Genomic DNA, 13,995 nt, shown 5'->3' with positions numbered 1-13,995 from the left:
ATTCCTCCTCTTTCATATCGATTTCGTTTTTTCATTTGAAACTTCTGTTTTACTTTTAAAGTGCGGTTTCCCGCCCTTCCAGAATTTAATCAGTTTTAAACCTGCGAGTATAGCATGCCCGATTCGAAACTGAAAAATACATGTTAACCGGGTCTGTATGATGGCCGCTTGAAAATGGGGAGTAATTGAAATTTGCGGCGATGCTTTAAGTTTTAAATAGTGGCTTAGAAGTCCTGTAATACCGCCTTTTATCGCCCATAATGCTCCGGCTGCCATTCCAGTATAAGCGGCATCCCCCACCCCAATCAGGGATTGCCATTCTATTTTTTTTATCGTAACCTTTTGAAAGAATTTCCGGACAATGACATGTAAATTAAAAACGCGGTGCAGCAATTCTTGCGCATTCTTTAAATTAGTCAGCACATCTTTCTTGGTGACTTGGGTTAATTTATGTTCAGGTTTTGCTTCCTTGGCAGGACCTCCCCCCATATTAGTATGACTTTTCACAACAATGCTCGGGGAATCGTCATCGATTTTGATTAATGGAACATTTATTTTGTATTTTATGAGGCCGAACCATACTTTAAACTCGACCTTTAAGTCATCATTGTCGTTATGATGATAATAATTTACAAGAATCGTTAGTTTAGTAAAAATAATCAACAAGAATAAGAACAATAGAATCGACAAGGAAAGCAGCAGCCAAAACAATTTCATTCACAACCTTTCCGCCTTCTAGTATTCCTTTTTGAGGAAAAAAATAAACCTATCAACTCGTAGTTGATAGGTCTATTTCTAGCGTTCTACATGAATGACGGTTGTATCTGTGAAGAGGTCATGCAGGCCTTGCTTTTTCGGTAAGAAGGCAACTATGAGATACCCGACGATGACCGTTGCCGAAATAAACCGGCCAATCCATTCACGAAAAAGACAAGTTCCCCATGTCAATTTGTCATTATGCAAATCGACTACTTTTAAACCAAAAACCATTTTTCCAAGCGTTTGATTAAAGTATTTCGTCATCAGGACAAAATATAAGTAAAAGATCACCGCAGACGCGATGGAAATAGGGGCAAACATATTAAATTCCGTTAAGGAAATATCAAGCACACGAAAGAGCGGCTTAATCAATATCCGTTCAATGCTGCCAACAACAATTAGATCGAGAAGATAGGCCCAAAAGCGCATCCAAAAACCGGCGTATCTAATCGGCCAATTCTGTTCAACAACTGCCCTTTCAGGGGTAAGGACAACAGCATCTAACGCCTCAGATTGATTGTCCGTCAGATTTAGAGGTGATTCCTTTGATCCATTCCGTTCATTTTGATGTTCAATCGTTTCCATGTGGCATGCCCCCCTTATTCCGCATATAAATACATGAGACGGGGTGAATTAGGCTTGGAAAGAATTTTCATTAGACCCGCCATTTCAGCATTCTCACCGAGCCATTTATTTGTCTGCATTTTAAATAATGAGCCAAACCCAAAATCCTCCGAAAAACGGACCACCTTCGCACCTTTCAGCTTCTCGTCTTTTTCCATGCGCGTAATAACATCATCTAAGTAGCCATAATCATCGATGAGTTTTAAATCCTTCGCCTGACGGCCATCATATACACGGCCATCCGCAATTTTTTTGACGTTATCAACCGTTAGATGGCGGCCTTCAGAAATGACTTTGACAAATCCTTCATACGAGTTATCAATCATTTTTTGTAAAATTTGTCGTTCTTCATCCGTCATTTTTCTCGTCGGGCTCATGATGTCTTTGTACGGTCCGCTTTTAATCGTGACAAAATCGACGCCGTATTTATCTGCCAAGCCTTTGTAATTATATCCTTCCATAATGACTCCAAGAGATCCTGTTAATGTTTCTGGGCTGGCAAAGATTTTCTTCGCTGCAGTTGAAATATAGTAACCCCCTGATGCAGCCATCGAACCCATGGAAATATAAACCGGCTTTTTCGTATCCTTTTGAATTTCCTTTAATTTTTCATGAATTTCTGCGCTCTCCACAACTCCGCCACCGGGAGAATTGACTCGGATAATGACACCTTTAACCGTATCATCGTCTTTAATATAGTTCAGCTTTTTCATAAAATCCTGATGATTGTAACCAGCGCTTTGCAAAAATGAGCCTGCATCACCTGTGTCCTGGATGACGCCATCAACATCGAGAACGACGATTTTCTTTAATTCACTGCCCTTTTTGACCACTTCTTCTGTAAAGGGCTGTTCTTTTGTCTTCATGAAATCAGTGAAATCCGTTTCAATCCCCTTAAAGGCGACCGCAGACAAAACATTAATCAAAATCGAAACAAAAAATAATGCTGCCGCAATCCCAAGAGCGGCCCAGCGTTTTCCATTCATATGTATTCCCCCTTTTTCTCCGTCTAAAATTAACATCATTCATTTCATATTGTTTCAAAAAAGTGCTAAACTAATTTCAGACTATCACTATTTTACCAAAGTTATTTCTGATATGGTTAAAAAAGTGGGATTTACTCTATCATTTTACAGGGGGTACATAATATGGATATGCGTCGAAATATTTATTTTTATCATAAGCGTGATGCTGATTTGCTGGCAAAGGCTGCTCCTCTTTTCGAAATTGCAGAACGCTATGACTTTACTATTGTTTCTGATTATCGTAAGGCGAATATTATTGCTAGCATTGGTGATGATGGAACATTCCTCCAGGCTGTTAGAATGACTGGTTTCCGCAATGATTGCCTTTACGTGGGGATTGCAACAGGAAATAGTTTAAGCATGTATTGCGATTTTCTCCTCAGCGATACATCGAAGATGATTGAAACAGTTACAGCAAGCGAACGTACTGAGGTCCGCCGCTATCCGACAATTGAAGTTTCTGTTGACGGTCAGGGAACGTTTTCGTGTTTAAACGATTTCAGTATCCGCTCGTCCGTTATTAAAACACTTGTCATTGATGTATTTGTCGACCAGCTTCATTTAGAAACATTTCGTGGCGACGGCCTTGTCATCGCTACCCCGACCGGGAGTACGGCTTATAATAAATCCGTCAATGGCTCAATAGTTGACCCTCTCCTCCCCTGTATGCAGGTTAGCGAGGTTGCATCGGTCAACAACAACATTTACCGCACACTTGGTACATCCTTTATAGTCGGCAGAGAACGGACACTCACACTTAAGGTAATTTCAGATGATAACGACCAACCTACAATGGGTATGGATAATGAAGCACTAAGCATCCGCAGTGTTGATAAAATCAACATAAAAATTAGTGATAAAAAAATAAAAACGTTAAAACTAAAGGATAATTCTTTTTGGGATAAAGTTAAGCGGACGTTCCTATAAAAGGAAAAACCTTATCCGGCTTTTTAGGATAAGGTTTTTTATTTACATACTGGCACGTTTTTCTTTCCGCCATTTTAATTCTTTTGCAGTCAATAGTTTTGTTTTTGAAAGAGAATAGATTGCCAATGCCATCCAAATGAATAAAAACGATAACAGCTGTACCGTTGAAAAATGTTCATGATAAACAAGTATACCTAAAAGTAATGTTAAGGTTGGAGCAATATATTGCAGGAATCCCAGTAATGATAAGGGAATTTTCTGCGCTCCTTTTGCAAAATAGAGAAGCGGCACGGCTGTCGCTGCACCGGCACCAATTAATAGCAGGTCCGTTCCCGCACCGGCTATTAAAAAGGAACTTGAACCGTTCAAGAAAAGGAAAAGCATATATATTGCTGCGAACGGCGTCACGACAAGTGTTTCTAATGTTAAGCCAACTGAGGAATCCACATTGATTAACTTCTTTGCCAACCCGTATAAACCAAAGGAAAGAGCAAGAATAATCGCAATCCATGGAAACTCACCATGGGAAAAGGTAATAATCAATACTCCGACAGCAGCTAAAATGAAGGAAAGGTATTGGTAAAAGGTTGATTTCTCCTTTAGAACAATCATTCCTAATACGATACTGACAAGCGGATTCATATAATAGCCAAGACTTGCCTCAATCATATGACCATTATTTACCGCCCAAATATAGGTAAACCAATTCGCGCTAATTAGAAGGGAGGCAAGTGTCAGGGCATAGAGCTGTTTTTTGTTTTGCGCAAAGCCTTTAATCGTTCGTACACATAAATCCCCTTTTTTCGTTAAAATCAGAACGGCCACCATAAACACGAACGACCAAAAAATGCGGTTTGCGAGGATTTCTTTTGCCTCAACATTGTTTAATAACTTCCAATAGATTGGCAATAATCCCCATAGTAAATAGGAAAAGCCGGCATGGATAGCTCCAAGCTGTGTTTCATTTTTTTTCATCTGTCCCCGAGCCCCTATTCTTTCTAGTTTCGAAATAATCTCTATTATAACGCGAAACAGTTTATTTAGGGGATTTATTTGTTTCCAGGTTACTCTTTTTTATAAACAATATCTCCGCCAATGACCGTCAATACAGCATTAACGGTAGGGATACTGGATGGAGGAAGATTAAAAATATCTTGTTCCAGCACAGTAAAGTCCGCCAAAAATCCTTCCTTAATCATTCCACGGTCCTCCTCATGACAGGCTGCATAGGCACTGCCTTTCGTGAATAAACTGACCGCTTCATACACACTTAAAGCCTGATTCTCACCATAGACCATTCCTTCAGGATCATTCCTATTGGTCCTTGTTACCGCAGCGTGGATACCGAACATCGGATTAGGCAGCTCAATTGGGGAATCAGATCCCCCGGCACAGTGCAGACCTTCTTTCAATAATGTCTTCCAGGCATAGCAATACTCTATTCTATCTTCTCCGACCCGCTCGATGACCCACGGAAAGTCCGATGCCATGAATACGGGCTGGATATCAAGGACAACTGGGAGCTTTTTAGCCCGTTCAATAAGGTCTTGCCGTAAAATTTGAGCATGTATCGGCCTGTCCCTCCCTAGTCCGACAAGTGGATGTGCTTCAATCGCATTAAGGACATACTCAAATCCTAAATCACCAATGGCGTGAATTGCTACTGGAAGGTTATTTCCACGTGCCTTGGCGACAAGGGCATTTAATTCTTCCTGACTAAAAATGGCCACCCCATTTGTCTCTGGTGCATCATTGTAAGGGCGGCTTAATAGTGCTGTTCTTCCGCCAATCGAGCCATCCGCAAATATCTTCATCGCACCGAATTCAATCCATTTGTTACCAGATAAAAATCCTGCTCCTATGGAAGCCATATCATCAATGACCTCATGATGAACAAGTAAGTGAGCTCTGAATATCAGCCCCTCCTCTTCGATTACCTTTTTAAACGTTTTGTATGTACGATGGAACCCGCCGTAATAGTTTAAATCCTCCGTGTGGACACCGGTAATGCCTAGGCGATATAAATCTTTAATTGCAGATCTCATTGATTTTTGCAAATATTCTTCTGAAACCATCGGGATCGCTGCTTGAATAAATTCCTGGGCTTTATCCTTCAGCAGACCTGTTAATCCTCCTTGAATATCTTTTTCAATCACCCCGCCTGGAGGGCAAACAGTTTCTTCTGAGATTCCAGCGGATGTAAGTGCTTGTGAATTAACAACCATTGCATGGCGGCAGACCCGCTTCAACATGACTGGATTATCCGGAACAATTTCATCCAATTCCTGACGATGAATCATTTCTTTTCGCGCCCAGCGGTTTTCATTCCAGCCTTCGCCAATAATCCATTCACCCGGTTTCACATCCGCGGCATATTCTCGAACAGCGGCAAGGACCTCTGCTTTCGAATTGAATCCTGAAAGGTCAAGCCGGATTAGCTTTTCCCCATGGCCAATTAAATGAATATGGCTATCGACAAAGCCTGGAAACATCGTTGCGCCTTTCAGGTCGACCCGTTCCGTAATCCTTTCGTTATAAATTTCTTCTAATTTTGCTTTTTCCCCTGTTTTAATAATTCGGTCTCCCTCTGTCAAAACAGCCTCAACCATTTCCGTTTCCGTTTCAAGCGTATAAATCGTTCCGCCATACCACAATTTCCCCATTTTTCATTCTCCTTCGGAATATAAAGTTAAGAAGCAGACGGTAAAACCGCCTGCCTTCATTTTAAAATTATACATGTTTCGCAGATTGCATTTCTTTTTGTCGCAGTTCAATCCGGCGAATTTTCCCTGAAGTTGTTTTTGGGAGCTCGGTCAAATACTCGATTTTTCTTGGGTACTTATATGGTGCTGTAAGGGCCTTGACATGATCCTGCAGGTTTTTCGTTAAGTCAGGATTACTGGAGTCGACTTCCTCCTTTAAGACCACAAATGCTTTAACAATAAAGCCGCGGACTTCATCAGGACTGGCCACAACCGCACATTCTTTTACAAACGGATGTTTAACTAAAGCATCCTCTACTTCAAACGGTCCAATCGTGTAGCCGGAGCTGATAATAATATCATCACTGCGGCCTTCAAACCAGAAATAGCCATCCTCGTCCATCTTGGCTTTATCGCCAGTCACATAATAATCACCGCGGAACTGCATCGAGGTTCTTTCCGGGTCCTTATAATAATTTTTGAATAACGCTGGTGTTTCCACATGGACGGCAATATCACCCACTTCACCGACGGCACAAACCTGACCTTCTTCGTTAATTATTTCTACTCTGTTCCCAGGTGTCGGTTTGCCCATTGAACCCGATTTCAATTCCATCCCTTTAGTTACACCGACAAGTAAGGTATTTTCCGTCTGCCCATAGCCGTCACGGACATCGATATGAAAATACTTCCTAAATATATCAATCACTTCACGATTAAGCGGTTCACCTGCAGATACAGCGCTATGCAGGTTTGGCAATTGATATTCATCTAGGTTGTCGACCTTTGCCATTAACCTGTATTCCGTTGGCGTACAGCAGAGGACGTTGACATCGTATTTTTGGAGCAGGCTTAAATACTTTTTCGGGTCAAATTTTCCGTTGTAGACTAAGCCCGTACCTCCGGAGCCAAGTACGGACAAGAATGGACTCCAAATCCATTTTTGCCACCCTGGGCCGGCTGTTGCCCAAACCGTATCTCCATCTTCAATACAAAGCCATTTAGGTGCCGCTGTTTTTAAATGAGCAAAGGCCCAGCCATGTGTGTGGACAACACCTTTTGGATTGCCTGTTGTTCCAGAAGTATAGGATAAAAAGGCCATATCATCGCTTTGCGTATCAGCAATCGCGAATTGGGTACTAGCCTTTTCCATTTCAGCATCCAAATGGATCCAGCCTTTTTCCTCTGCCCCAATCGTAAATTTAATCAGAGGCTGTGTTTCGGTAATTTGTTCAAATTGATCAACATATGGAAAATAACTTATTACTGCTTTAACATCACCGTGAGTTATCCGGTACTGCAAGTCTTTTTCCCTTAACATTTCTGAGCTTGGTATTACAACCATTCCTGATTTTAAGGCTGCTAAATAAACGACATATGCTTCAATAAGACGCGGAACGATAATAAGAACGACATCGCCCCTTTTTAAACCATTTTGGGAGAAAACATTTCCCGCTTGGTTTACCTGCTTCATTAGATACTCATATGTAACTTGTTTTGTTTCACCTGCTTCATTTTCCCATTTTAATGCAACTCTCTTCGGATCCTTAGCAAAACGCTCCATTTCAGAAACAAGATTATACTTTTCAGGTGCAATTAATTCTTCGCGTTTCATGGTTCTCCCCCTCAATTATTTTCTTTAGCTTAATTATACAGAATTAAATAAAAATTTTAAAATATGATTTAATTTTTATTTACTCCTAGTACCTGATGCTAATTATATACCTCTTTTTTAAAAACGAAAACAAAAAAGAGTGGGAGGAAACCCTCCACACTCTCTGTAGCCATTATATTTATTTTTTATTATCGAGAAAATCCGCCGCCTAATTGAGACTCAGCCATTTGAACTAAACGCTTTGTGATTTCACCACCAACTGAACCGTTAGCGCGTGAAGTAGTGTCTGCTCCAAGATTTACACCAAATTCGTTTGCAATTTCATATTTCATTTGGTCAAGAGCTTGTTCAACACCAGGAACTAATAATTGATTTGAATTGTTGCCTGCCATGTGATATCACCTCCTTGTGAGTATAGAATGTGTAGAATTGCCGAGCTTCATTCTATCTCACAACTGGTAATTGTTCACAAAAAGTTCAAAATTTGCTTTATTATGGCTGTGTTAAAAGTGAATGTTGATTTCCGTTCCAGGCGCGAGCGGTTCGCGGGGCGTGCGGTGAGCCTCCTCGGCGCTAAAGCGCCTGCGGGGTCTCACCTGTCCCGCTGCTCCCGCAGGAGTCTCGCGCCTTCCACTCCAATCAACATTGTGATCAAAATCAACAATATTCTTTAACACAACCTATTAAAATAACCCATTAAATTCTGATTGCTTTTCGGTGTCCGGTTTAATCACAAGTGTTTCAATTTCCTGGACAGCTTTTTGGATCATTGGTTCAAAATCATTAAAGCTTTCATAGTGATTTACTTTTTCTCTTTTCGGTTTCGTTTTTGGAGAGGCTGGAACAAAGATGGTACAGCAATCCTCAAAAGGCCTGTTAGATATTTCCAGCGTATCAATGTCCTGCGCAATCTTAATGATATCGGTCTTGTCCATCGTAATCAACGGACGCAAAACAGGCGTATTGGTCACTTCATTTATTGCATACATACTTTCAATTGTTTGACTCGCCACCTGCCCCAGACTTTCCCCGGTAATAATAGCAAGCCCTTCACGATTCTTCCGAATTTCATCCGTGATTCTCAGCATCATTCTTCTTGTTGTTGTCATTGAATAATTTTCCGGGATTTGTTCGCGAATGGCTTGTTGAATAGCGGTAAAGGGTACAATATGCAAAGTGATTGAACCATAAATTTCCGCCAGCTTCTTCGTTAAATCAATAACCTTTTCCTTAGATCTTTCACTGGTAAATGGCGGGCTGAAAAAATGAACAGCTTCAATCTCTACACCCCGCTTCATTGCTAAAAAGCCAGCAACCGGGCTATCAATGCCGCCGGAAAGCATGAGCATTGCTTTGCCGCTTGAGCCAATCGGAAGGCCGCCGGCACCATGAATGGTTTCGCACGATAAATAAATGGCTTCCTTTCTGACCTCAACCCGCAAATTAATATCAGGATTTTTTACATCAACTTTTATGCCGGGAATATTCTTTAACAAATGTGCCCCAATCGTTTGATTGACACCATCCGTATCTAGTTCATATGTTTTATCGGACCTTTTAGTGGTTACTTTAAATGTTTGCCCATCCTTATAGAGGTTTTGAATTAATTGAAGTGCGGCCTGTTTTAACGATTCCACATCCCTAGCTACCTTTATTGCCGGACTGAAGGACTGAATCCCAAATATAGTCTGTAATTTTCCGATGATTTCTATACCATTTTCGCCATTTAATAACACATACATCCGGTCACGGCTTGCCTCAACTTTTATTTTCGGAAAGGGGGCAAGAGCGATTCTTACACTTTTTCTTAACTTTTCCACAAATTTATTGCGGTTTCTGCCTTTTGTTGATATTTCTCCATAGCGGATTAGTATACGGTCATAGTTCATTTAATTCATAACCTTTCGTAGTTGGTTTACCGTTTTTTCAATCGCCTCGATAACGGTCCCGGCTTCAGCTTCAGTATTATCAAAGGAAAGACTTATCCTGACGGCACTTTCAGCGGAACTTTCTGGGACACCCATTTCGAGAAGTGTCTTACTTGGTGATTTCTTTTTTGAAGAACAGGCACTGGTCGTCGAGACAAAGATCTCCCGCTGCTCAAGTGCATGGATAAATACCTCTGACTTCATTCCATTTAGTGAAAAATTTAAAATATGCGGTGCTGCATCTTCAATTGGGGTATTTATGTTGATTCCTTCGATTCCATTCAAACCTGTTCTTAGCATGCTCTGGATTTTCTTCATTTTCGCGGTACCTGCTATACTTTTTGCCATCGTTATTCTAAGCGCTTTTGCCAGCGCAACTGCTCCCGCGACATTTTCGGTACCGCTCCGCATTTTCCGTTCTTGACTGCCCCCGGAAAATAACGGAGCAAGTCTTGCACCTTCACGAATATACAAGGCACCTGTACCTTTTAATCCATGAAATTTATGCCCGGAAATAGAACAAAAATCTACTCTATTTTCAGTTAAAGACAAGGGAACTTTTCCTATGCCTTGAACTGCATCGACATGAAATAAAATTGCTGGGTATTTTTTTAGTATGTTTCCAACCTCTTCAATCGGCTGCACTGTTCCCACTTCATTGTTTACCTGCATAATCGAAATTAAGATGGTCTCTTTTCTGATTGCCTTTTCAACGTCAGCGGCTGAAATTCTTCCAGCCTCGTCAACAGGTAAATACGTTATTTCGAAGCCTTCCTGCTCAAGCTGCTCCATTGCCGCCCTAACCGATGGGTGCTCCACACTTGATGTAATCAAATGCCGGCCGCGATTCCTATTAACCGATGCAGCACCTTTTATGGCTAAATTATTCCCTTCTGTGCCGCCGGAGGTAAAATAAATCTCGGACGGTTTCACTTCCAGCAGCTTGGCGACTTGTTCCCTCGCCTGTGAAAGGAGCTTTTCGGCCTGTCCCCCTAATCCATGGAGTGAAGAGGGATTTCCAAAATATTCACTAGAAACCGTCATAAATGAATCTAATACTTCTTTATATGGTTTAGTCGTTGCACTATTATCGAAATAAATCATTTTTTCTCTCCTCCAACAAAAACGCACTTTCAAAAATAAATCTTATCATAAACCTGTCGAATTGAAAAAGTAAAAAAAACTCGCTGGTTATCCAGCGAGTTTCCTTTTGGTTATTAAGCTTCAATACTTGCTTTTATTTTTTTCAAGGCTTCCGGGTCGATGCCCTCTAATGAGGCGGCGACTTGTTCTAATGCTTCTTGATAATCATATTGTCTAAATGCTATTTCTGCTTCTGATAATCCTTTTGCAACGGATGGATAATGTCTTCGATACCGATTACCATATTGAATGGCTTTCTCAGCAAGCGTGACATTCTCGATCATTTCATAGGTAGTATTAACAAGTTTTTCAACCGTTAACTCGGCAATTTCTAAATACTGATTAAGGGCAGAAATATTCAATGGCTTTTCTTCCAGCTGGAATCTAACATTTTGAATACTTTCATTTGTATCCTCTAATAAATATTTATAATCGGCCGGCAATCCAGGCACATTACTTTTAGAAACAAAACGAACCGTTTCGCCCACCTGTTTTGTAAGCTCATTAATCTTTTCCCTTGCTTCAAGTTCATCTTTTCTAAGCGCTTGAAGTTTTAGTGCAAAATCCTGCTGCCCTTCACGGATGACATCCAGCTGATCTTTAAGGGCACTTAATTCCTCGCCAATCACGCTTTGAGCGGTTGCATTCATTTTCAACTTTTCAACCAGAATATCATAGTGTTTATAAACAGTGCCAAGTTCCTTTTCAAGATTCCTTTGTGTTTCAAAGTCACTTTCAGATAACTGATAACTTTCCTGTACATGGACCACTTCATCTGAAAGAAGTTTATTTTCCTCCTGAGCAGCAGCTAGAAGTTCATAGGCAGCCTTTTCATTCTTTACTACATAATGCTTAGCGTGAACTTCTTTTTCTAAGAGGTCAAAAAGGATATCAATTCTTTGCTTTACTTCTTGGATTCCTTCTTCCGCTTTTTCAATTTCTGTTGCTTCAATTAAACGTAAATTCTCCGCAAGCTTTTCTTCCAACCGCTCAATTTCCTTCGCCACATTAATATGATCTAAGTAATATTCCTGTTCTGTCATTTCACGGTGTCCGTCTAAACATTCGGACATCAGATTCGGAAGAAGGGATTGACATTCAATTAAAAGCTGTGGAATCAAATCCATATGGCTTTTAATCGTTCCAAGCTGGTTATGCAGCAGTAAAACAACTTCACGGGCTTCAAGGTAGTTACCAAGTTCGGTTTTTTCATCAAATTCTTGGAATTTTTGGACCGCATCACTCAGCTGCACTTCTAAGTGTTTTTCGGCATTGCCAAAGCTGTGACGGTGGGCCAGGAGCATCTTTTTCGATTCTCGATAGAGGTCTTTTAGTTCCTCAATTTCAACCCTATTTTTTTCTTCACTGCCAACGAGCTCATGTATCTCTTCCAATATCTTCTTGATATGTTCCTCTGTTTCCTGTAGTTTTGCTTGAATTGCCTGTTGAACACCCTTTGCTTTTTTGAATCGATACCGATCTATGTACTCTTCTGCATCAAAAAGCATCTCTTCTAAATCAGGAAGCTGGACGGTAACAACATCGTCCCATTGATTGCGCCAACTTTCGAAAAGTTCTTCCGTTTGGCCAGTCATATTTAACTGCTTCACTTTTGACATTTCATCGAGTACCGGGCGGTTCAATAAATCGATTTTCCACGCTTCCAACCGGTCCATTTCTTTAAAGTATTTCTTCTTTATTAAATATCCCAATACAAATAAGGCAAGTACGAGGATGAAAAATCCAATGAAATAATAAATCACTTGTAAGCCCCCTATATCCAAAAACATTGATTCTGTTATATGATTTCATCTATTTATATTAATACGTTAATTTTCGATTCAATGCTTTTATGATACCATGTAAACGACAATTTTTGACTATAATTTTCAATTTTTTTGTAAAATAAAATAAATGGATGTTTCAAGTCCTAATTTAATTTAAAATTAGGCACATTTCGGCAAAAAAAAATAGCGAATATCGCTATTTTACAACCGCTCCCTTTTTTATAGGCACATCCGAGCAGAGAGTTTTATCAATCCATAAGTGAATTTCTTTTAAATATTTTTGCTGAAAGAACGGCTCATTTGGAAAAACGTACAAGACCTCTCTCATATAACTCGTATTCATAAATGGCATCATCAACAGGCCTTTTAGCTGGATAATTAAATAGGGAATGGAATGTGGACGGAATTCATTCCATTCAAAACCCCTTTCAAATATTTTCTGAAAATAGTACTTTTCCTTCAACGAATACGTCGACATGATTTCTCTGACAACTTGTGATTCTATCGACATCTCCCGATACACAAAACTGGTTAACTGATTATGTTCACTTTGATAAAAGAGCAAATCTGCTGCAATCCGCTTTAAACATTCTTTTGCACCTCTATCAATGAAAGCGTAAGCATCTTCAATTTTGCTGATGTACTGTTCAAAAAAATGCATAAAGCAATATTCTAAGAGTCCTGTTTTATTCTTGAAATGGTAGGCAATGGCTGCTGGATTTACATTTGCTAAACTTGCAATATCCCTAATCGACGTACCCGAATACCCATTTGAATTAAACAACGAAATAGCGGCCTTAACTATTGCTTCTTTTGCATTTTTATTCATTATTTATCCCCCTTCAGGTCTTCCCATTATCCCCTTACATAATGATTCTTTACGTCCTTGCTGATTCCTTTATGAAAATATCGACAAAGTCTGCTCATTTTCTTCTATTTCTGATAAAATATATTATAAAGTATAAGAAAAAAAGGAGAAATTTCATGTTTAACGTCGAAATGTATACTGGAAACCGTGAAGAAAATTATGAACTCGTTATAAAGCAATTGCGTGCTCTTCTTCATGACGAGAAAAACCAAATTGCTAACCTAAGTAATGCATCTGCCCTGTTGAATCAATTTCTTGATCGTGTTAACTGGGTCGGATTCTATCTAATAGATACAAATGGAGAACTTGTGCTGGGGCCATTTCAAGGTCTTCCTGCCTGCATCCGCATTCCTGTTGGCAAGGGTGTGTGCGGTACCGCTGCCTTGAAGCAGGAAACCATTCGTGTTGAAGATGTAAATCAGTTTCCAGGCCATATTGCTTGTGACTCTGCCTCTCAATCCGAAATAGTCATTCCGCTTGTGAAAGACGGCCAATTAATTGGTGTATTAGATATCGATTCACCAGAAACAAACCGCTTCGATGAACTAGACCAACAAAAGCTCGAAGAATTCGCAGCTGTCCTTGTTGAACACTTATAAAGAAAACTCGCCGATTGG

Annotated in this window: 13 protein-coding genes; 2 read left to right on the top strand and 11 right to left on the bottom strand. The window is 40.1% G+C overall.

Going from position 1 to position 13,995, the window contains the following annotated elements:
- Positions 1–12: 12 nt before the first annotated feature.
- The 3 genes from ACIQCO_RS15400 to sppA all read right to left on the bottom strand — a co-directional run bounded on the left by ACIQCO_RS15400 (position 13) and on the right by sppA (position 2,369).
- Positions 13–717, bottom strand: a complete 705-nt coding sequence (locus tag ACIQCO_RS15400) for a DUF2953 domain-containing protein (RefSeq protein ID WP_400430043.1) — start codon at positions 715–717, stop codon at positions 13–15.
- 78 nt (positions 718–795) lie between these two features.
- The gene (locus ACIQCO_RS15395) at positions 796–1,344 is read right to left on the bottom strand and encodes an RDD family protein (protein WP_400430041.1); all 549 of its coding nucleotides are present in this window, start codon (positions 1,342–1,344) and stop codon (positions 796–798) included.
- Between the two features lie 14 nt (positions 1,345–1,358).
- Complete coding sequence (sppA, locus tag ACIQCO_RS15390) at positions 1,359–2,369, bottom strand: signal peptide peptidase SppA (RefSeq protein WP_400430040.1); 1,011 nt, start codon at positions 2,367–2,369, stop codon at positions 1,359–1,361.
- Positions 2,370–2,531: 162 nt separating this feature from the next.
- Between sppA and ACIQCO_RS15385 the strand changes: the two genes are divergently transcribed.
- Positions 2,532–3,335 carry an NAD kinase gene (locus ACIQCO_RS15385; protein WP_400430038.1) on the top strand — a complete coding sequence of 268 codons (804 nt, stop codon included), beginning with the start codon at positions 2,532–2,534 and terminating at the stop codon, positions 3,333–3,335.
- Positions 3,336–3,377: 42 nt separating this feature from the next.
- Here ACIQCO_RS15385 and rarD read toward each other — a convergent pair whose 3' ends face one another.
- The 8 genes from rarD to refZ all read right to left on the bottom strand — a co-directional run bounded on the left by rarD (position 3,378) and on the right by refZ (position 13,339).
- The gene (gene rarD, locus ACIQCO_RS15380) at positions 3,378–4,310 is read right to left on the bottom strand and encodes an EamA family transporter RarD (protein WP_400430036.1); all 933 of its coding nucleotides are present in this window, start codon (positions 4,308–4,310) and stop codon (positions 3,378–3,380) included.
- 89 nt (positions 4,311–4,399) lie between these two features.
- Positions 4,400–5,998 carry an amidohydrolase gene (locus ACIQCO_RS15375; RefSeq protein WP_400430034.1) on the bottom strand — a complete coding sequence of 533 codons (1,599 nt, stop codon included), beginning with the start codon at positions 5,996–5,998 and terminating at the stop codon, positions 4,400–4,402.
- Positions 5,999–6,065: 67 nt separating this feature from the next.
- Positions 6,066–7,652 (bottom strand): acyl-CoA synthetase MbcS, encoded by a 1,587-nt coding sequence (gene mbcS, locus ACIQCO_RS15370; protein WP_400430032.1) that lies wholly within the window; start codon positions 7,650–7,652, stop codon positions 6,066–6,068.
- A 188-nt stretch (positions 7,653–7,840) separates the two neighbouring features.
- Complete coding sequence (locus ACIQCO_RS15365) at positions 7,841–8,044, bottom strand: alpha/beta-type small acid-soluble spore protein (protein WP_024030749.1); 204 nt, start codon at positions 8,042–8,044, stop codon at positions 7,841–7,843.
- Between the two features lie 291 nt (positions 8,045–8,335).
- Positions 8,336–9,541: a tRNA uracil 4-sulfurtransferase ThiI gene (thiI, locus tag ACIQCO_RS15360; protein ID WP_400430030.1), complete on the bottom strand. Its 1,206-nt coding sequence runs from the start codon at positions 9,539–9,541 to the stop codon at positions 8,336–8,338.
- A complete protein-coding gene (locus ACIQCO_RS15355) occupies positions 9,542–10,684 on the bottom strand; it encodes a cysteine desulfurase family protein (RefSeq protein WP_400430028.1) in 1,143 nt (380 codons plus the stop codon). It lies immediately after the preceding gene.
- A 113-nt stretch (positions 10,685–10,797) separates the two neighbouring features.
- The gene (gene ezrA, locus ACIQCO_RS15350; RefSeq protein WP_400430027.1) at positions 10,798–12,486 is read right to left on the bottom strand and encodes a septation ring formation regulator EzrA; all 1,689 of its coding nucleotides are present in this window, start codon (positions 12,484–12,486) and stop codon (positions 10,798–10,800) included.
- Between the two features lie 220 nt (positions 12,487–12,706).
- On the bottom strand, positions 12,707–13,339 hold the full coding sequence (gene refZ, locus ACIQCO_RS15345) for a forespore capture DNA-binding protein RefZ (RefSeq protein ID WP_400430026.1): 633 nt from the start codon (positions 13,337–13,339) through the stop codon (positions 12,707–12,709).
- A 155-nt stretch (positions 13,340–13,494) separates the two neighbouring features.
- Here refZ and ACIQCO_RS15340 point away from each other — a divergent pair, with 155 nt between their 5' ends.
- The gene (locus tag ACIQCO_RS15340) at positions 13,495–13,977 is read left to right on the top strand and encodes a GAF domain-containing protein (protein WP_400430025.1); all 483 of its coding nucleotides are present in this window, start codon (positions 13,495–13,497) and stop codon (positions 13,975–13,977) included.
- The last annotated feature ends 18 nt before the right edge of the window (positions 13,978–13,995 follow it).

The organism is Neobacillus sp. NPDC093127, from assembly GCF_044754175.1.
Lineage (GTDB): Bacteria > Bacillota > Bacilli > Bacillales > Cytobacillaceae > Neobacillus.
This window is presented reverse-complemented; position numbering and strand designations above follow the sequence as displayed.

Coding starts and splice junctions, on each gene's coding strand:
- ACIQCO_RS15400 (WP_400430043.1), bottom strand. CDS start 717: ATGAAATTGTTTTGGCTGCTGCTTTCCTTGTCGATTCTATTGTTCTTA.
- ACIQCO_RS15395 (WP_400430041.1), bottom strand. CDS start 1,344: ATGGAAACGATTGAACATCAAAATGAACGGAATGGATCAAAGGAATCA.
- sppA (WP_400430040.1), bottom strand. CDS start 2,369: ATGAATGGAAAACGCTGGGCCGCTCTTGGGATTGCGGCAGCATTATTT.
- ACIQCO_RS15385 (WP_400430038.1), top strand. CDS start 2,532: ATGGATATGCGTCGAAATATTTATTTTTATCATAAGCGTGATGCTGAT.
- rarD (WP_400430036.1), bottom strand. CDS start 4,310: ATGAAAAAAAATGAAACACAGCTTGGAGCTATCCATGCCGGCTTTTCC.
- ACIQCO_RS15375 (WP_400430034.1), bottom strand. CDS start 5,998: ATGGGGAAATTGTGGTATGGCGGAACGATTTATACGCTTGAAACGGAA.
- mbcS (WP_400430032.1), bottom strand. CDS start 7,652: ATGAAACGCGAAGAATTAATTGCACCTGAAAAGTATAATCTTGTTTCT.
- ACIQCO_RS15365 (WP_024030749.1), bottom strand. CDS start 8,044: ATGGCAGGCAACAATTCAAATCAATTATTAGTTCCTGGTGTTGAACAA.
- thiI (WP_400430030.1), bottom strand. CDS start 9,541: ATGAACTATGACCGTATACTAATCCGCTATGGAGAAATATCAACAAAA.
- ACIQCO_RS15355 (WP_400430028.1), bottom strand. CDS start 10,684: ATGATTTATTTCGATAATAGTGCAACGACTAAACCATATAAAGAAGTA.
- refZ (WP_400430026.1), bottom strand. CDS start 13,339: ATGAATAAAAATGCAAAAGAAGCAATAGTTAAGGCCGCTATTTCGTTG.
- ACIQCO_RS15340 (WP_400430025.1), top strand. CDS start 13,495: ATGTTTAACGTCGAAATGTATACTGGAAACCGTGAAGAAAATTATGAA.